At 56.2% G+C, this 17,100-nt stretch carries 19 protein-coding genes and 1 tRNA gene; 2 read left to right on the top strand and 18 right to left on the bottom strand.

What is annotated here, in order from left to right; all coding sequences use genetic code 11:
* From EYQ49_07365 to EYQ49_07355, 3 genes are all read right to left on the bottom strand, one after another.
* The gene (locus EYQ49_07365; GenBank protein HIG25689.1) at window positions 1-630 is read right to left on the bottom strand and encodes a class I SAM-dependent methyltransferase; all 630 of its coding nucleotides are present in this window, start codon (window positions 628-630) and stop codon (window positions 1-3) included.
* Between the two features lie 2 nt (window positions 631-632).
* Complete coding sequence (locus tag EYQ49_07360; protein ID HIG25688.1) at window positions 633-1,103, bottom strand: hypothetical protein; 471 nt, start codon at window positions 1,101-1,103, stop codon at window positions 633-635.
* A gap of 345 nt (window positions 1,104-1,448) precedes the next feature.
* Window positions 1,449-1,832 carry a GNAT family N-acetyltransferase gene (locus EYQ49_07355; GenBank protein HIG25687.1) on the bottom strand — a complete coding sequence of 128 codons (384 nt, stop codon included), beginning with the start codon at window positions 1,830-1,832 and terminating at the stop codon, window positions 1,449-1,451.
* A 131-nt stretch (window positions 1,833-1,963) separates the two neighbouring features.
* On the opposite strand from EYQ49_07355, the gene EYQ49_07350 reads away from it, so the two are divergent.
* Window positions 1,964-2,833 carry a PAC2 family protein gene (locus tag EYQ49_07350; GenBank protein ID HIG25686.1) on the top strand — a complete coding sequence of 290 codons (870 nt, stop codon included), beginning with the start codon at window positions 1,964-1,966 and terminating at the stop codon, window positions 2,831-2,833.
* Here EYQ49_07350 and EYQ49_07345 read toward each other — a convergent pair.
* From EYQ49_07345 to EYQ49_07290, 12 genes are all read right to left on the bottom strand, one after another.
* Window positions 2,830-3,564 carry an NUDIX domain-containing protein gene (locus EYQ49_07345; protein HIG25685.1) on the bottom strand — a complete coding sequence of 245 codons (735 nt, stop codon included), beginning with the start codon at window positions 3,562-3,564 and terminating at the stop codon, window positions 2,830-2,832. The genes EYQ49_07350 and EYQ49_07345 overlap by 4 nt on opposite strands.
* Window positions 3,561-5,852: a [protein-PII] uridylyltransferase gene (locus EYQ49_07340; protein ID HIG25684.1), complete on the bottom strand. Its 2,292-nt coding sequence runs from the start codon at window positions 5,850-5,852 to the stop codon at window positions 3,561-3,563. Before EYQ49_07340 ends, EYQ49_07345 begins: the two co-directional genes overlap by 4 nt.
* Before the next feature lies 1 nt (window position 5,853).
* Window positions 5,854-6,657, bottom strand: coding sequence for an ATP-dependent sacrificial sulfur transferase LarE (gene larE / locus EYQ49_07335; protein ID HIG25683.1), 804 nt, complete (start codon window positions 6,655-6,657; stop codon window positions 5,854-5,856).
* Window positions 6,658-6,671: 14 nt separating this feature from the next.
* On the bottom strand, window positions 6,672-7,355 hold the full coding sequence (locus tag EYQ49_07330; protein ID HIG25682.1) for a chlorite dismutase: 684 nt from the start codon (window positions 7,353-7,355) through the stop codon (window positions 6,672-6,674).
* 45 nt (window positions 7,356-7,400) lie between these two features.
* Window positions 7,401-8,186: a formate dehydrogenase accessory sulfurtransferase FdhD gene (gene fdhD, locus EYQ49_07325; protein HIG25681.1), complete on the bottom strand. Its 786-nt coding sequence runs from the start codon at window positions 8,184-8,186 to the stop codon at window positions 7,401-7,403.
* 109 nt (window positions 8,187-8,295) lie between these two features.
* On the bottom strand, window positions 8,296-9,915 hold the full coding sequence (groL, locus tag EYQ49_07320; GenBank protein HIG25680.1) for a chaperonin GroEL: 1,620 nt from the start codon (window positions 9,913-9,915) through the stop codon (window positions 8,296-8,298).
* Window positions 9,916-10,063: 148 nt separating this feature from the next.
* Window positions 10,064-10,339 carry a MoaD/ThiS family protein gene (locus EYQ49_07315; protein ID HIG25679.1) on the bottom strand — a complete coding sequence of 92 codons (276 nt, stop codon included), beginning with the start codon at window positions 10,337-10,339 and terminating at the stop codon, window positions 10,064-10,066.
* Window positions 10,340-10,419: 80 nt separating this feature from the next.
* Entirely contained in the window at window positions 10,420-11,409 is a 990-nt protein-coding gene (locus tag EYQ49_07310; protein HIG25678.1) for a glycerate kinase, read from the bottom strand.
* A gap of 9 nt (window positions 11,410-11,418) precedes the next feature.
* Window positions 11,419-12,039, bottom strand: coding sequence for a LytR family transcriptional regulator (locus EYQ49_07305; protein ID HIG25677.1), 621 nt, complete (start codon window positions 12,037-12,039; stop codon window positions 11,419-11,421).
* Window positions 12,036-12,320 carry a DUF3263 domain-containing protein gene (locus EYQ49_07300; protein ID HIG25676.1) on the bottom strand — a complete coding sequence of 95 codons (285 nt, stop codon included), beginning with the start codon at window positions 12,318-12,320 and terminating at the stop codon, window positions 12,036-12,038. The genes EYQ49_07305 and EYQ49_07300 overlap by 4 nt, the downstream gene beginning before the upstream one ends.
* 155 nt (window positions 12,321-12,475) lie before the next feature.
* Complete coding sequence (locus EYQ49_07295; protein HIG25675.1) at window positions 12,476-13,555, bottom strand: DUF1679 domain-containing protein; 1,080 nt, start codon at window positions 13,553-13,555, stop codon at window positions 12,476-12,478.
* Window positions 13,542-14,678, bottom strand: a complete 1,137-nt coding sequence (locus EYQ49_07290; protein ID HIG25674.1) for a hypothetical protein — start codon at window positions 14,676-14,678, stop codon at window positions 13,542-13,544. Before EYQ49_07290 ends, EYQ49_07295 begins: the two co-directional genes overlap by 14 nt.
* 239 nt (window positions 14,679-14,917) lie before the next feature.
* Here EYQ49_07290 and EYQ49_07285 point away from each other — a divergent pair.
* Window positions 14,918-14,991 (top strand) — tRNA-Thr (locus tag EYQ49_07285).
* On the opposite strand, the gene rlmB is transcribed toward EYQ49_07285, so the two are convergent.
* Genes rlmB through EYQ49_07270 form a run of 3 tightly spaced genes read right to left on the bottom strand, consistent with a single transcriptional unit; the run spans window position 14,960 to window position 17,083 of the window.
* A complete protein-coding gene (gene rlmB / locus EYQ49_07280) occupies window positions 14,960-15,928 on the bottom strand; it encodes a 23S rRNA (guanosine(2251)-2'-O)-methyltransferase RlmB (protein HIG25673.1) in 969 nt (322 codons plus the stop codon). The two genes, EYQ49_07285 and rlmB, sit on opposite strands and share 32 nt — an antisense overlap.
* A complete protein-coding gene (gene ispF, locus EYQ49_07275; protein ID HIG25672.1) occupies window positions 15,925-16,401 on the bottom strand; it encodes a 2-C-methyl-D-erythritol 2,4-cyclodiphosphate synthase in 477 nt (158 codons plus the stop codon). The genes rlmB and ispF overlap by 4 nt, the downstream gene beginning before the upstream one ends.
* Window positions 16,394-17,083, bottom strand: a complete 690-nt coding sequence (locus EYQ49_07270) for a 2-C-methyl-D-erythritol 4-phosphate cytidylyltransferase (GenBank protein ID HIG25671.1) — start codon at window positions 17,081-17,083, stop codon at window positions 16,394-16,396. The genes ispF and EYQ49_07270 overlap by 8 nt, the downstream gene beginning before the upstream one ends.
* Between the last annotated feature and the right edge of the window lie 17 nt (window positions 17,084-17,100).

The following is a 17,100-nucleotide window of genomic DNA, read 5'->3' as shown; positions in this document are numbered from 1 at the left end:
TTAAATACCCAGCCCCGTGCGTTGCAATGCTCGCAGCGAACCGGTGGCTCCTATTTCTTTAAAGGCCCCTGAGTTCATCGCTCGCTCCCAGATTTCAAAAGGTGGCCGGCCGCCGTCTTCGGGGTTTGGGAACACGTCGTGAATCAACAACACCCCACCGAGCGCCACCTGAGGCACCCATCCTTGATAATCGCGGTGGGCGGGCTCTTTGCCATGCCCGCCGTCAATAAAAAGCAAAGCCAACGGGGTTTGCCAAGCAGCAGCCACCGGTGCCGATTCTCCCACCAATGCCACCACTGTGCCTTCTAAACCAGCATCATGCACCGCTCGACGAAAATGCGGGAGGGTGTCCATTTTCTCCAGGTCGGGGTCGACGAGGTCGGGTTCGTGCCATTCCCAGCCCGGCTGGTTTTCTTCCGACCCGCGATGGTGGTCTAAAGCAAAAAGTAGCCGATCAGACTTTTGCGCAGCTGCCCCAAGGTAGATCGCTGACTTACCGCAGTAACTCCCTACTTCGAGAAAAGGCCCCGCAATGCTCACCGCACATGCATGCTGATAGAGCGCTAGCCCTTCATCAGGCGGCATAAAACCCCGGGCAAGTTTTGCTTGGCTAAGAAGATGTTCTTCCATAATCAGGAAGAGGAACCAACCAGTTCTTCATCGCTTTTGTTGCCCCAGAGCAAGTGCTCTAGTACGGCGAAACGCACCATCCAGAGCAGAGCGAAGGCCGCAGCGTTTCCGGCTTGCATAGCCAGGATGTGGTCGGAATAGTTATCGGCGATACCCACAAAAATGGTGGACAACACCAGACCAACAAAAGCTAGCCCCCAGAAGGGCACGATTTCGCTCACTACTTTGTGGCCGCCTTTGTCGCGCTCCCACACAAAGTGACGGCTCAAAAGGTACGACGGGATGCTGCCGGCCACCACAGCCATCGCATTGGCCAACATTCCGGGCCATTTAAAATAATCAAAGCAAATGACCAGAAGCGTTTGCCCGGTCAACACGTTGACCATAGATACCCCAGCGAAACGCAACAATTTTTGCCCGTACTGGCGACGGAGGCGCGACAAGTGCGCAAAGAAGGTCTCGGCCATAAACATACAGCCTACCGGTTAGGGGGTAGTTGACCGGTATATGCCGCCGGTTCGGGGTCACATTCCCTTAAGACGCTTACCGTCTGAACCAAGGCACGAACAGATTTTTTAGATTTTTGCTTAAAATCCTGTAGGAGTTAACACCCCTGAGGTGCCTAGCCGCTCTAGGGTGCTCTTTATGTTCATCATGACCCTTACCGGCATTGCCGCTTTGATCATTGGTTGGCTTATTAACTGGCCGGTGCTGGTGGCCTTGTCGGCCATTTTTGTGGCTGTGCAACTGATGATGACGGCGGCCCGCGCCGCAGTGGATCACAACGATCGACGCCTCGCCGAACGGCTTAAAGACTCTTAGTGTCCGAGGTTGAGCCGGTACACGTTGGTGGACCGTTCTTCGAAACCTAAGCGCTGATAAAGCCGGTTGGCAGCCTCCCGTGACGGGCGAGAGGTGAGATCCACCGTGGTGGCACCTTCTTGGCGAGCCCGGTCAATAGCCGCTTCGTTTAAAGCAGCGCCTACCCCCTGGCCGCGAGCAGACTCATCAACCACCACGTCTTCGATCCAGGCCCGTAACCCGGTAGGTATGCGAAAGAGCGCCAAGGTCAAACTTCCCACCATCAACCCATTGAGAGATGCCATAAAAAGTACCGAAGAGTCGCTGACCGTAATGGCTGTTAAAGCAGTGGCGTCGGGGGGCGGGTTCGACCGTGACAGTTGGGGCACCAAGCGTTCCATGGCCGCTACCAGTTCGTCGGTGACCTCCACGGCCTCATGTATTTCAAGCACGTTGCAGAGTGTACGGCCCGAGGCACCGCTGCTGGGGGCAGCAGCGCATCTTGTGAGCGTCCGCCGGTAACCTCGGCTTAATGAGCACCCCTCCCCCGCATCTTCGTTGGACAGATAAGGCCACCTTAAAGGCACCGATTCTGCTGGCTGCTTTTGAAGGATGGAACGATGCCGGCGAAGCATCCAGCACCGCCGTGCGGTATTTGCGTGATCACTTCGAGGCCCGGCCGGTGGCCACCATTGATGCGGAAGACTTTTTTGACTTCACCGTGGCTCGCCCCATGGTGCAGTTAGACCATCAAGAGAAACGAACCATCAAATGGCCCTCAACGGTTGTTTCGGTGGCAGAAATTGCCGGGTCTACCCACGACTTGGTGACCTTAATCGGCCACGAACCACAGTTACGTTGGCGCACCTTTGCTGACCAGGTGTTTGAAGCGGCACAAGCCTTGGGGGCAGTGCAGATCATTACCTTGGGCTCGCTGCTGGTTGATGTCCCCCACACCCGCCCTGTGCAAATTTATGGCAGCAGCGATGACCAAGAACTTGCTCAACGCTTAGCCATTTCCCCTTCGGCATACCAGGGGCCCACCGGCATTGTCGGGGTGCTGGCTTCTCGCCTACGCGAACACGGGATTCCCACCGCTTCTTTTTGGGCAGGGGTACCGGCCTACGTGTCGAATGCTCCTTCTCCCAAAGCGGCCTTAGCGCTGGTTAACCGAGTCTGCCAAGCCTTTGATACTTCATTTACTTGCACCGACCTTGAAATATCTGCTGCGGCTTACGAACGTCAGGTCAGCGACATCGTGGCCGAAGACGAAAGCACTGCCACCTACGTTGAGCAACTCGAAGAAGACTTTGATGCGCAAGAACAAGACTTTCAAGATGACCCGGATCGCTTGGTATCCGAGGTAGAAGACTTTCTACGCGATCAAAACGGGCGCCCCTAAGGCGACTCTTTTTCTTCAGGGTCTTCAAGAAAGCTCAGCACATTTTCTTGACCTTCCCAAAGCGGGTCTCGCGGGGCATCGAAGCGTACTTCTAGGTCTTCTTCACGAATCGCCGCAAATGCCTCTTGAGCCCATTGCTCCGGAAGAGCGGTCTTTGCTGGTAAATGTCCTTCCGCAAAAAATCCGACGTCGGCGCACTCTAAAGGATGCGCTTGAAGTTCCCCTCCGGTCATGCGGCAATGGAAAACCAGTGAATATAAAGGGATTCCGGTAAAACCCAGCCGCATGCCATCCAAAATAGCGATGGGGCGCACTACCTCACATTCAATTCCTGTTTCTTCTTGTACTTCTTTTACTACTACTTCGGCGGGCGAGTACCCCACATCAGCCCAACCCGTGGGGTACAGCCAGACCTCCGAGCCGGCTCGTTGAACCAGCAGCAGTTCTCCCGCTTCGTTACCCACTACGGCCGCCACCGTCACTTTGGGGGTCACGTAACCGGGTACCCCTTGGCCTACCGTCCCAAGCCATTCATTTACCAGGGTCTCCACATCAAAATCATGACCCGAAAGTTGGTCGGCTCGGTGACGGATTTCGGCCGCTACGTGAAGAATCTCTTCGTAGCGTTCTTTTTCGTACAGGCTCTCGGTAAACCCCAAACCGGTGCGGGCCGTGCCCGCCAAAGCTTCCGCCCAGCGCAGCAAATCTCGTTGAGAAGGAGCCTGGCTCATAGTTCGACTCGAATCCAGCGCAGCACGGCTAATTCGATTTCTGCCAAATGTTCTTGGTCCATGATTTTGTTTCCTTGAGAGTCCCGAACATAGAACGCATCGATCACATCAGAACCTAAGGTCTGCACTCGAGCGCTCATGATGTCAAGATCGAGTTCGGCGAACCCTCGGGTTATGCGGTACAGCACCCCTATGCCGTCGGGGCAACTGACTTCAAGCACCGTTAAGGCCTGTGAGGTTTCATTATCTACGGTCAACCGTGGGGCGACAGGTCGAGCGGTGGTGGTTACCGTTCGTTCGGTTCGTGAGCGTTCACCGAGACGAGCGGCGACCGCCAAACGTCCGCTTAATGCTCGTTTGACTTCTTGAGCGATTCGATCCCAGTCGATGTCTTGTTGGGCTTTTCGATCCACGCGAAATACCGAAATTGCTCGGTGCCCTTCGGTGTGGGCCATGGCACCAAAGACCCCCAACCCGTTGAGAGCTAAAACCCCCGCAACCTTTGAAAAAGCCCCCGGCCGGTTGTTGGCTACCACGGTAAGGGTGGAGCCTTCTCCTCGCACTACTTCTTGATCAGAAGCCAAAAGGTCTTGTTGTTCGTGGTTGGGGAACGACCCTCCGATGACGTCTAAAACATCTCCGCCTTCCAGCACGTGAGAGGCCCGCATCACCAACTCATGAACCAACCCCGCTTTCCAAGAGCTCCACGCGGAGGGGCCGGTAGCGATGGAATCGGCTTCGGTGAGGGCACCCAGCAGATGCAACAGGCGAGTGCTGCCGGCGGTGGCCGCTACCGAACGGATCGTTCCGTCATCATCAAGGTCGCGGCGAGTAGCCACATCGGGAAGCAGTAAGTGAAGTTCCACCATTGACACCAACATCGCCACATCGTCAGTGGGGTAACCCATGCGCCCGGCGATGGTCACCATAAGGTCAATGCCGACCTCCGTGTGGTCGCCGGGGTAGCCCTTGCCAATATCGTGCAGCATGGCCCCAACCACCAGGAGGTCGGGGCGTTCTACCCGGCCCACCAGTTGGGCAGCCTGCGCAGCAGTTTCTAGCAAATGGCGGTCTACGGTAAAGCGGTGGTAAGCGTTGCGTTGGGGCCGCGACTGGCAGGGCGCCCATTCAGAGATCAACCCCACTAAGAGCCCACTTTGGTCAAGATCTTCAAAAACAGAGACCGCAGGCCAGCCGGTAAACAAGATCTCTTCAAACAAATGCCGTGCCTCGTCGGGCCAAGGATTGGGCAGAGCAATTGCTTCTTTGGCCAGCAATTCAAGCGATGGGCGATCTAAATAAGCTTCATTTTGGGCAGCCAACAAAGCGCAGCGTAAAACCACCATCGGGTCATCAAGCGCCTCAGCAGAGACCTCAATCCGTGAACCGACCAGAGAAACTCCTCGGCTTAACTCTTGAGAAGGCAAAGGGGTTTTCTCGGCTTGCGAGCTTCGCTCGTCTAACACCCGAGAGATCCTTCGATGTACCCCATCACCAGTCCAAGCAATGACTCGAGCGGCGGCGGCCACCGACGCCATCAATTGGTCGGCATCTCTATAGCCAAGCCGGTCGGCGACCTCATCTTGGAGTTCCAGCAACAACCGGTCAGCATGGCGTCCGGTAAGGCGGTGAAGTTCTACCCGTACCGTTAGCAGGGTGGTGAAAGCCATCGACAACCCCTCTACTTCGGAGTCACGCAAGATGGGTGATGTATTTTCTACCCATTGCAAAGTGTGCACGTCACGGAGCCCGCCTCGTGCTTCTTTTAAATCGGGCTCCAACAAAAAGGCCACTTCACCAAATTTTTGGTGGCGAGCGTCTACCGCTTCGGCTAATTCTTTGAGATAGTGATCGGCCCGGACCGACCATTGCTCCCGTGCTCTGTCAACGAGTTCCTCAGCAAGAGTTTCTTGGCCAGCGAGCAAGCGGCCCGCCAACAAACTGGTCGCCACCTCAAGGTTTTCTTGGCCGACTTCTAAAATTTGTTCCACCGTGCCAACTTGTTGACCAAGTTTTAGCCCGGCATCCCAAAGGGGGTACCAGAGGTGTTCCGCCAACTCTGCTACTTCAACATCAGGGTGGTGGACCAGCACCACATCAATATCGCTTTCCGGACAGAGTTCGCCACGCCCGTACCCTCCCACGGCCAGCAGAGCGGTACCGTCTGGAGCCTGAGCATCGGCGAACAATGTCGCAAGAAAAGCATCAGTGCGGGCCGTTAACGCTTCGCAGAGTTCCCAACCGATTAGCGACTGGTTGGCCACAACATCTTGCGCATGGGTAGCCATCTCAGTCTCCGAGGGCTTGGTTAAGGTTCCCCGACCGAAATCCTTCAAGATCCAAGGTCACATAGCGGTAGCCCACGTAATGGAGCGCCTCAACGATCGCTTCTCGCTGAGTCAATACCTCAGGTAACTGCTTTAGCGGGATCTCTAAGCGTGCCGTATCGGCGTAGTGCCGTACCCGAAGGTCGACGAAACCCAATTCTTTTAATGCTGCTTCGGCACGCTCCACCGAAGAAAGAACGGTTACTGAAACCGGGGTCCCGTAGGGCAAGCGCGAGGCCAGGCAGGCGGCGGCTGGTTTATCCCAGGTGCGCAGCCCGAGTTTTTTAGAAATACTGCGTACGGTCTCTTTGGTGAACCCCGCATCAACCAGAGGAAACTGGGCCCCGCGTTGGACAGCAACTTCTTGACCCGGGCGGTGATCGCCGAGGTCATCAACGTTTACTCCCAGCAAAACGGTAGCTTTTTCTCTTTTGGCCAAGGGGTCAAGGGCATCCATCAAAGCATCTTTACAATATCCACAACGGTCGGCATCGTTGGCTCGGTAGGCAGCAGAGTCCATCTCATCGGTATCGACGGTGGTCCAGCGCAGCCCCCATTCCGTAGCGAGGTCACCAGCTTCTTGCCGTTCTTGGCCAGCCAACGATGGAGACACTGCGGTGACCACATGGCAGCGTTCGGGGCCGAGAGTGTCGTGGGCCACGTGGGCCAGCAAGGACGAGTCGACCCCTCCGGAGAAGGCAACTACCACCCGTTCATAGCTCTGCAGGTTTTCTTGCAGGCGAGCGAGTTTGGTTGATTCTTGCATGGGCCAACCGGTTACTAACCGCAGCCCAGTTGGGACAACACCACGTCGAGATCTTCAATCATCCCTACGTAGAAGGGCCCGAATTCTGCGTAAACGGCTGAGGCCTGATCGAACCGGAGGGTGTAGACCACTTCTTTAAGGTCGTCGGGGTGTTGGCCAAAAAGGCTTACCCCCCATTCGTAATCGTCTAACCCGGTAGAGCCGGTGATTACTTGGAGGATGCGGCCGGCGAAAGCCCGTCCGGATGTTCCGTGTTCATGCATTAGAGCGGACCGCTCATCAGCAGGCAAAGTGAACCAGTTGTCTTTTTCTCCACGACGTTTCGACATGGGGTAGAAGCAGAAAGCGGGTTTGCCTTCGGGCGGCAATTGGGGGCGGAGGCGGGTTTCTTTCATCGCTTCAGGCAACCCTGCGGCGTATTCAGAGATCTCGGTAAGCGAAACAAAACTGTCAACGATTTCAAGACCGGCACCCATTAAAGCAGTCTGCAAGTTTCGGAGTTGCCACAGGTCTCGACCTAAAATCATAAACCCGATATCGGCTTTATGCCCCAGCAGTGCGGCGGTCACTACCTGGTTTCCAGATTCTCGTGCACCGGCTACCGCAGAACGAATTGCTGGGCCTTGCGAAGCAGGGGAAATTTTACAAAAGAGGTGAAGAACGGCGAGGCCGTCGCTGGGGGAAACTGGTTCGGTCATGGGGGTAAGTGTAGGGAGCATTCTGCTCCGACGTGAACGCCGCTCTCAATCGGTGTAAATGTTTATCCGGCCCTCACGAGCGAACCCAGCCAGCTGCAGACCTGAGCGTTGCGCCGTTTCGACAGCCAGCGCGGAAGGTCCGCTCACTGCCATCAGACAGGCAAAGCCCGCGGCCCATGCTTTTTGCACCATTTCAAATGATGCCCTGCTGCTTACCCAGAGCCCTAAGTCGGTGGCCGGCAGTTGGCCATCGAGGTAAAGCCGGCCCACAATTTTGTCAACCGCATTATGGCGGCCGATGTCTTCACGCATTATCAACGCTTGGCCGGTTCGGTCAAAAGCCATGGCCGCATGGACGGTCCCGGTGGCGGCGAACAGCGCTTGATCGCTCCCTACTTCGGCAGCTACCGCCATGAGTTGCTCGGGGTCAAAGGGTTGGGTGTTGAGCACCGAGAGGCGTTCGGCCAGCGTATCGATCGCTACCGTTCCGCAGAGGCCACAAGATGACGATGCTGGCCCCAAACGTGGGGTTGGGGGCGGAGCCTGGCCACCGGTTTCTACCGTGACATCGTTGAATTCTGATTGCATAGCGGAACCTTGGCCGCAGTAACGCACGGTCCGTACTTCGGCTTCCCCTAAGAGCCCTTCGGTTACACAAAAGCCGACCGCGAGTTCAAAATCTTCGCCTGGGGTGCGCATGGTGGTGGCGACCAGTGTCCCGTCGAGGCGGATCGACATGGGCTCTTCTACGATGAGTTGGTCGGGCATGCGTCGACTACCTTCCGCATCAATGCGGCGAGTTAGCACTCGCTGGGTTCGCCCTCGGCTCATGTTGTTAAACCTTTCGCATTCTTCTTCATTAGTCAACCTTTTAGAAGAAAAAATGGCCTAAACGCAGTCGAGGCGCCCGAAGGCGCCCCGGCCAAAACGTACTTGTGGGCTAGAAGCCCATGTCGGGCATACCGCCACCGGCACCGTCTTCTGCTGGAGCATCAACGATTGCTGCTTCAGTGGTTAAGAACAGTGCGGCGATGGAGCCGGCGTTTTGTAACGCTGAACGAGTTACTTTGGCAGCATCGATAATACCGACAGCCAGAAGGTCTTCGTACTCGCCACTTGCCGCGTTTAACCCGTTGCTTCCTTCAAGGTTGCGTACTTTGTCGACGACCACGCCGCCTTCGAGGCCAGCGTTTACGGCGATCTGGTTGAGGGGTGCTTCTAGCGCTTTCGCCACAATACGGGCGCCGGTTGCTTCATCATGGTTGAGGCTTTCTCCCACTGCTTCAGCTACTGCTTGGGCCCGCAGCAAAGTGACGCCACCCCCTGCTACTACACCTTCTTCAATAGCCGCTTTGGTGGTGCTTACCGCATCTTCAATGCGGTGTTTCTTTTCTTTAAGCTCAACTTCGGTTGCTGCGCCAACTTTTAAGACCGCTACGCCTCCGGAGAGTTTTGCTAAACGTTCTTGCAATTTTTCTTGGTCGTAGTCAGAGTCAGTGCTTTCAATTTCGGCTTTGATTTGCGCAATGCGGCCCGAGATTTCAGCATCTTCGCCGCTCCCTTCGACCACCAATGTTTCATCTTTGGTGACCACTACTTTGCGGGCTTGACCCAACATTTCTAGGGTTACGTTTTCGATCTTGAGGCCTACCTCTTCGGCAATAACTTGCCCGCCGGTCAAGATGGCGATGTCTTGCAACATGGCTTTACGGCGATCTCCAAAGCCGGGGGCCTTAATGGCCACCGAGGTGAAGGTTCCTCTAATTTTGTTAACCACCAGGGTGGAGAGTGCTTCACCTTCTACGTCTTCCGAGATGATGACCATGGGGCGTGAGGTTTGCATAACTTTTTCCAACACTGGAACCAAGTCACGGATGGCTGAAATTTTTCCGCTTACCAACAAAAGGTAAGGGTCGTCGAGCACCGCTTCCATGCGGTCAGGGTCGGTAACGAAGTAAGGAGAGGTGTAGCCCTTGTCGAAGCGCATACCTTCTACGAGGTCCATTTCCATACCGAAGGTTTGGCCTTCTTCAACGGTAATGACGCCGTCTTTGCCGACTTTTTCGATGGCTTCGGAGATCATTACTCCGATTTCTTGGTCGGCTGAGGAAATAGCGGCCACGTTAGCAATTTGTTCTTTATTGCTGGAGACGTCCATTGCGTTGTCCAAAATGTATTCAACGCTGGCTGCCACCGCAGCTTCCATGCCTTTTTTGATGGCCATGGGGTTGGCGCCGGCAGCTACGTTGCGGAGGCCTTCTGTAACCATGGCGGAGGCCAATACGGTGGCGGTGGTGGTGCCATCGCCGGCCACATCGTCGGTTTTTTTGGCCACTTCTTTTACTAATTCAGCACCGATGCGTTCAAAGGGGTCTTCGAGCTCGATCTCTTTAGCAATGGAAACACCGTCGTTGGTGATGGTGGGGGCGCCCCACTTTTTGTCCAACACTACGTTGCGGCCTTTGGGGCCAAGGGTTACCCGAACGGCGTCCGCCAGTTGGTTCATTCCTCGTTCTAAGGAGCGTCGTGCTTCTTCGTTAAAACTAATAATTTTCGCCATGAGATTGGTTGCCTTTCTTGGGCGTTCACCGGTGAGTTACCGATGTTTACATGTTTGGCACTCGAAGTGTCCGAGTGCTAATCCAATCAGCGTGGGCCTTAAATCACAACCCGAGATTTAGCATTTACTCGTCGCTGCGGTAAGAAAATCAGCCGCCAGCGACTGCGGGGATGATGGCCACCGTGGCACCCTCGGGTACCGAGGTGTCAAGACCTTCAAGAAAACGAATGTCTTCGTCGCTCACAAAAACATTAACAAAGCGGCGTAGTACGCCTTGGTCGTCAAAAATGCGTTCACGGAATCCAGGGTGGGCTGATTCCAGCGCCGTCATGGCTTCCCCAACGGTCGTGGCTTCTACCGATACGTCGGGAGAGCCACCGGTTAGGGGGCGCAAGGTGGTGGGGACTCGAACGGTAACTGGCATGAGAGATCTTCCTGACTGGTGAATAAACGCAAGAACCTCAAAAGCCTACCTAAGTAGTCGGGATTAACGCAACCAGTGGGCTAAAAGTGCTCTCTTAAGTAGGAACCCACCACCGCTTCTACACATTCCCCGGTTTTCGCCATTGCTGTTTCCTCCCCAAACTCGTTTACCAAAGAAACCGCGGGCACTCGGCCCACCACCTTCTCGTCAATGCGGCCAGCCACCACCAAAAGCCCTACCCCTACCGCAGCGGCATAGGCCGCTACCCCGCCCACCACCTTCCCCTCAAACGAAGACTCATCTAAACAACCCTCGCCGGTGACCAGTAAATCTGCCCCTACCAGCAGCTCATCCAACAAAAGTTCATCCGCTACCAGGTCAGCGCCATCTACCAGTTGCCCGCCGACCGCCGCCAAGGCACCGGCTAAACCGCCCGCCGCTCCGGCCCGATCAAGCGCCAAGACATCGAAGCCAAACCGCTCCTGGTAGACCTGCGCTAAACGATTCAGGCGGCGGCTCAACAAAGAAATCTGAGCCAACGAAGCGCCCTTTTGCGGGCCAAACACCGATGCGGCATCCACGAAACGGGTGCGCACATCACAAGCAACCAACAACTCCACCCCACGGTAACGAACCAGCGAGCCCATCGCTTCTAAGGCACCAAGCCCGCCATCGGTGGTGGCCGATCCACCCACCGCCACAATTATCTTTTTTGCTCCCTGTTCAACCGCTTGCAAAATAAGTTGTCCGGTTCCTGCGGTCGAAGCGTCAAGGGGTTCGTTGCCTTCCGCTCCCCCGGCCAACAAAAGGCCCGACGCTTGGGCCATTTCGATCACTGCGGTTTCTCCGCTAAGGCGCCACCCGGCCTCTACCGGTTCGCCTAATGGCCCCTGCACCACCATGGTGCGGTTTGCACCCCCCAAGGCTTCGAGCGTTCCTTCGCCCCCATCGGCCATCGGCGCTAAATCAACATCGCCTCCCCAAGAAACCACCGCTCGACCAATGGCCGCCGCAACTTCTTGAGCCGAAGCCGAAGATCTAAACTTGTCTGGAGCGGCAACTACCCGCACCCTCTTCTCCTACTCAGAGATAATCAAGCCGTCGCTGCCCAAAATAACCACGATGTCCGCTTGACCCACTCGTTCAACCGAACCCTCGGGCACCGCCAAACCGCGTGCCGGCATGCTTACCAGCAAGTTGGGGTCGTCTAATTCCAAGAAGTCCATCAAACCTTTGGCCTCATTCAAAAAGCCACTGCGGTAAAAAATGGTGGTTTGTGTCGTGACGTCAGCATTAGCCGGTGCCAAAAGGGTGTACCCGGCGGGCGTAATGCGGTCAGTGACGCTGGTGGCCGCTCGAGAAATCCGTGCCCCGTTAGCCACCAACACCGTTACCTCGTTCGGCGGAAGGGTGGCCACCGGAAAAATAGTAGTGGTGGTGGTGTCCAGCGGCTCGCCATCAATGCCCGTCTCGGTCGGTGCCTCGGGGCCATCCGTCGTGTCGGTGGTGACACCCTCCGTGGTGGTGGTTGCTGTTTCTTCCGGCGTTGGGGCCACGGCAAACTCTGAAGCACCGAGACCTTTCCATAGCAGCAGCACACCTAGTGCTACGGCAACCACAATAAGCAGCACCCCACGCGGGGCAGCTGCCGCATTGCTGGGACCTAAACCCCCACCTTTACTTCGGCGACCGTTGCTCATGTTTCATCTCCTGTAGACCCGGTGGGGGTCACCGTTTCATCAATCATTGACTCACGCCGGGCTTGGCGGCGCCGATCTCGTTGCCGCTGCAAACGACGAACCACCAGCGGATCGTAAAGCGCAGCCTCGGGCATGTCTAACAATTCAACCAACAACTGGTAGTAGCGGGTTAAGGAAAGTTCAAACCGCTCCTGTACCTGTTGATCTTTGGGGGCATCGTTAGTCCACCAGGATCGTTCAAAATCTAATATCGCTCGGTCACGTTCAGTAAGTTCCACCATGTGAGTCTGCCCGCTCAAAGACCGCGATTCAAGCACCCCCTCTCTTAGCTCTCTTGAGGTCATGTTTTCTTCAGTTTTCAAAGAAGAAATAAGGCTTTGTTGGCCACCGGTCAACCCGCACCGGCCACAGATTATGCGTCCACCCAAAGCGCTCTCTAACTGCAGGATTCAAGAAGATCAAGCGTCTCCAAGTCAACGACATGGGCCGCGTGACGTTCTGCCATAGCGCTAAACAAAGCGATCCCGCGTTCATCTTCAGTTACTAGCGCCGCGGCCACCACCGCCATATGTAAACCAGCGACCGCATGCAGTCGGTAATCTGCCCAGCAACGGTCCCACGAGATCAATCCACCGGAGCGGTGTTCAAGTTGCTCATGGTAGGAACGCACCAGATCCTCTTCGTGGACCCGACGGTCTTCGGTTAAAAGCCCCGCACCACAAAAATAAGAAACGTCTGCTACCGGAGGCCCGTAGCAGACGGTCTGCCAATCCACCGCAGTGACCCCCTCAGGGCCAAACATTAGGTTGTCCAGGCGGTAATCGCCATGAAGAAGCCGGTAGGGGGCAGAGGACAGAGTCAGCCATTTCTTGGCACACCCCTCGAACCGTTCTGCGACGCGAATCGTTTCAGCGGGCAGTCGATCTGCGTACCGCTCAAGAAAAGTTGGGAGGAGGGTTGCGTACACCAGCCCCATATTTTCAGCAGCCTCTGGGCATTTGGAACCCAACCAATCCCGGGAAGCCAAACCGGGAATTTCTACCCCGTGAAGCCCGACCAACTCTTTCAAGGCAGCGTTTGCTTCATCTGGTGAACAGCCAGTGATCTGGTCTCCCACGGTGGCCGGCGCAAGATCTGCCATTAACACGACAAACTCACCAGTTTTGGCATCTATCTCGGAGTAATGACAGTTAGGAATCCGAATGTCTACATGACTCGCTAACTCACTAAAAAAATTAACTTCACGCTGATAAATACCGGTGAGGAGAGCCGCAGCACGACTCTCTTCGTCGGCGGAGGCAAACTTTCCTACCACGGTGGCCGGCCCCGGTGGCCCGCCCCAAGTGAGTTGATAGCGAAAAGTGTCTCCCATTTTTCCCGCACCGATGGGCTGAGTGGTAAACCCGGTGACCGTCGCCGACTCAGCAGCCGCTCCACAGGCCTGAAGGCGGTCGGTTAACCAACTTTTACTCACATGGTCCGGGTTTATGGTCTTGACCTTCTCATCGGGCGCCATCTAGCAAACTGCGAAATCCGGCCGGCCCATAAGGCCCAAACACGAGTTGCTCTAAGACACCTATGCCCTGGTGCTGGCCATCAGAGGCCACCACCACTTGCTGGACGTGCACGTTATCTGGGGCCAAAAGGTCGAGGCCTGCTGGGTCAAAGCTTTCTCCACCTAACGCCAACTCACCTTTCCATACTCCCTGCCCCCACTCCTGATGCCCGTAGCCGAGACCCTTCATCTGGAATCTAAGTTGTGGTTCAAGTTCAATAGTGCGTACCTGACCATAAAGGTCAATCAAGTCGAGGGCGGCCCGTGCGGCCAACCGGGTCTCGGGGTGGTAGTCCACTCGATGTACCGCCGTGGCCATGCGAGTAGCGGTTAAATCGAGTTCGTCGGGTATGTCTGCCTCTGAGGCATAGAGCGGGGAAACCAACCCCTCACGAACCAAGGCTTCACCTTCGGGTCCATCAAAAAATATTGCATGGGTGATGTGATCTTCCCAAATAAGCGGAGCCCACAGAAAAAACAAACTTGGGCTTGGGCCGGGAGCACCAAGGGGAACCCGCTCACCTACCCGTCGAACACCCCAAGAGCGATCCTTGGTGCCCAGCCAGGACTCTTCATTAACTTTGAACTCACCGTCGGGGTGGCTTACCGTTCCGGTCCAGCGCCCAAACTGATCAAACCGAGTGGCATCCATAAACCGCCGCGTCCCGGTCCAGATCGTTTGTCGTGCCTCTTCAATGGCCGAAGTCCGTGCCGAAAAAGTTAAATCACAAGCTAGGCCGGAGTCGTTTTCGTCAAGAATGATTCGAGCCCGACGTAAGGGTTCGATAATTTCAAGCCGCAACGGCCCAACGCTCGTGTTGGTGCGTTCTTGAGGGGCTCGACCCGACCCGTAGAAGCAATGCTGGCGGCCACCGGCCTCTACCACGCTAAAGGCACCATCAATGATCCCTCGGTGGGGGTACACCGCCATGCCGAAACTGAAATAGCAGGAAGCATCTTGATTGTACCCATTGAACCACGATCGGTCATAAAAGTTCGGGTCAGAAGTTCCCGGGTAGGCCAACGGTTCGGGCGTCTGATGAATCGGGTAGTCGTCGAACAAGTTGAGCATCGGGTCCCTCATTTTCCAAAATGCAGCCATTGGGTTCTTGCCGTGAGCCAGAGTATGGCATGACCAGCACCGTTGAGCAGCGTTCGCTTAACATTTAGATTCGCTACTCAACCTGTGGCTCGCGTCGCTTCCCTTATAAATACTGCGATGCGTAAAACTGTCAGGCTTTTCATGACCGGCCAGGTGGGTCGCCTCGCTAACCTTAGAGTTACTGGGATTGTGTCTCGTAGCTTTTGCCACAAACACCGCCCGCCCGAGTAGCTCAGTTGGCCAGAGCAGGCGCCTTGTAAGCGTCAGGTCGTCGGTTCGAATCCGACCTCGGGCTCGCTTTTTCCAATCAACGTTCGGCGCCCCGCTACATCAAAGAGCGCTACTGCCGCAGCGGCCGACACGTTCATGGAGGCCAAAACCCCTTGCATGGGAATGTAGGCCAAGGTGTCACAGCGCTCAGAAACCAGGCGAGAAAGCCCGGTGCCTTCTGCTCCCATCACCAAAGCCACACCACCATCTTCGACCCGGACGTCACCGATAGCCGCTTGCCCACCAGCATCCAAACCCACCGACCAAACTCCCACTTCAGCAAGTCGCCTCAAAGCTTTAGGTAGCCCCGACACTGTGCAAAGACGCAAGTGTTCAATAGATCCGGCGGCCGACTTGGCGGCGGTAGCAGTAATGCGTGCCGCACGATGCTTAGGCAAAATGACCCCGGTGACTCCGGCGCATTCTGCAGAACGCAAGATGGCTCCTAAGTTTCCTGGGTCGGTGACCCCGTCGAGCATCAATAAAAAAGGCAACTCGCCTTTAGGGCCCGGGATCAAGAGGTCTTCGAGTTCATAGTCCTGCAACGGGGCAGCCAAAGCGAGCACCCCTTGAGGGGCCTCAGTTTTGGCCATGGACTCAAACTTGCCCCGCGGCACCTCTCGGATAGTCACCCGTGCTTCATCGGCCAGATCAATAATGTCGTCCAAGATTGCTGCTGGGTCCAGATCGCCGGCCAGCACTACTTCACGAGTACGGCGGTGCCCCGCTAAGAGCAACTCGCGCACTGCTTGGCGACCTTCTACTTGGTCGCCACCGAGCCCCTTAACCGCACCCTCGCTACGGCGGCGCACTGGGGTGGCTCCCCGCTGGCTTGAGCCGCGACCTTTGGCGTTGCTATTGCGGCGCGCCGGGCCGCCCCGCCCACCTTTACCGGTGCGTTCCGCCGGTCTGCCGCGAGACGGCTTTCCCTTGCGTTGATTGCCACCTGATGTTCGACTCATGTTCGCTCCAATAGTGTTACGGCAAAACAGGCCACGCCTTCTTGGCGGCCTAAGGCCCCCAGGCCTTCGGCGCGACGACCTTTCACCGTTACCGGTGCGCCAATTGCCGCAGTTAATTTTTTTTGCATTTCTGCTCGGTGGGGGGCCAAGTGGGGGGTTTCTAGAATCACTGTGCAGTCCACGTTAGCCACTTTCCACTGCGCAGCGTTTACCGCCTCCACGGTGTCGCTAAGCAAAGCCATGCTGTCCGCTCCGGCCCATTTTACTTCGGTGTCTGGGTAGCGCTCCCCAATATCGCCCAAACCCGCCGCCCCGAGTAATGCATCAATGCAAGCATGAGCAATAACGTCGGCATCGCTGTGGCCCGCCAAACCCGGACCATCAAAACGTACGCCCCCCAAAATCATGACCCGCTCTGCGTCTTTGCTAAAAGGATGCACATCAAAGCCTTGACCTACTCTTATTTCAGGCATCGGTGTTCCTTAATTTCAGATGGTGGTTGAGTATGGCTAAATCTTCCACATGGGTGACCTTTATATTGCCAGTTTCCCCGGCCACTACCTCTACTTGGCCCCCATGAGCTTCCACCAGCGAGGCATCGTCGGTCGTTTCCCCCTGTTCTTTATGCGCCTGGCGCAACGCTTGAGCAGAAAAACCTTGAGGAGTTTGCACTATGACCACTTGCTGGCGATCCAGCGCTCCGCCTTGCCGCCAACGCAGCGAATCAGTGGCCGTGAGACCCGGGACCACCGCATCTGCTCCTTGACGCACTGCTTCAACTACCGCAGCAAAAAGAGCGGGTGAAGCCAGCGGGCGGGCCCCATCGTGGACTAACAAAATCTCTGCGCTAGTCGGCACAGCAGCCAGCCCAGCCCGTACTGAAGCCGATCGTGTTGCTCCCCCGGCCACCACCGCTGCTACTTTTTCAAAACCCTCAAGCAGGTGTTCCACTGCCTGGCAACGATCAGCGGCCGTCACCACCACCACCGTTCCCACGGTCTGGGCGGCGGCCACCGAATGCTCAAGTACCGTTTTTCCGCCCAAAGAGGCCACCGACTTGTCGGCACCAAAGCGCTCCCCGTGGCCCGCAGATACCACCACGGTCCAAACATTCAACGAAGACAAAGGGCCGTATCCGGCATGGCTACCACTCATATCAACTAGCATGGTCG

It is taken from the genome of Acidimicrobiia bacterium (genome assembly GCA_012959995.1).
Taxonomy (GTDB): domain Bacteria; phylum Actinomycetota; class Acidimicrobiia; order Acidimicrobiales; family MedAcidi-G1; genus MedAcidi-G2B.
This window is presented reverse-complemented; position numbering and strand designations above follow the sequence as displayed.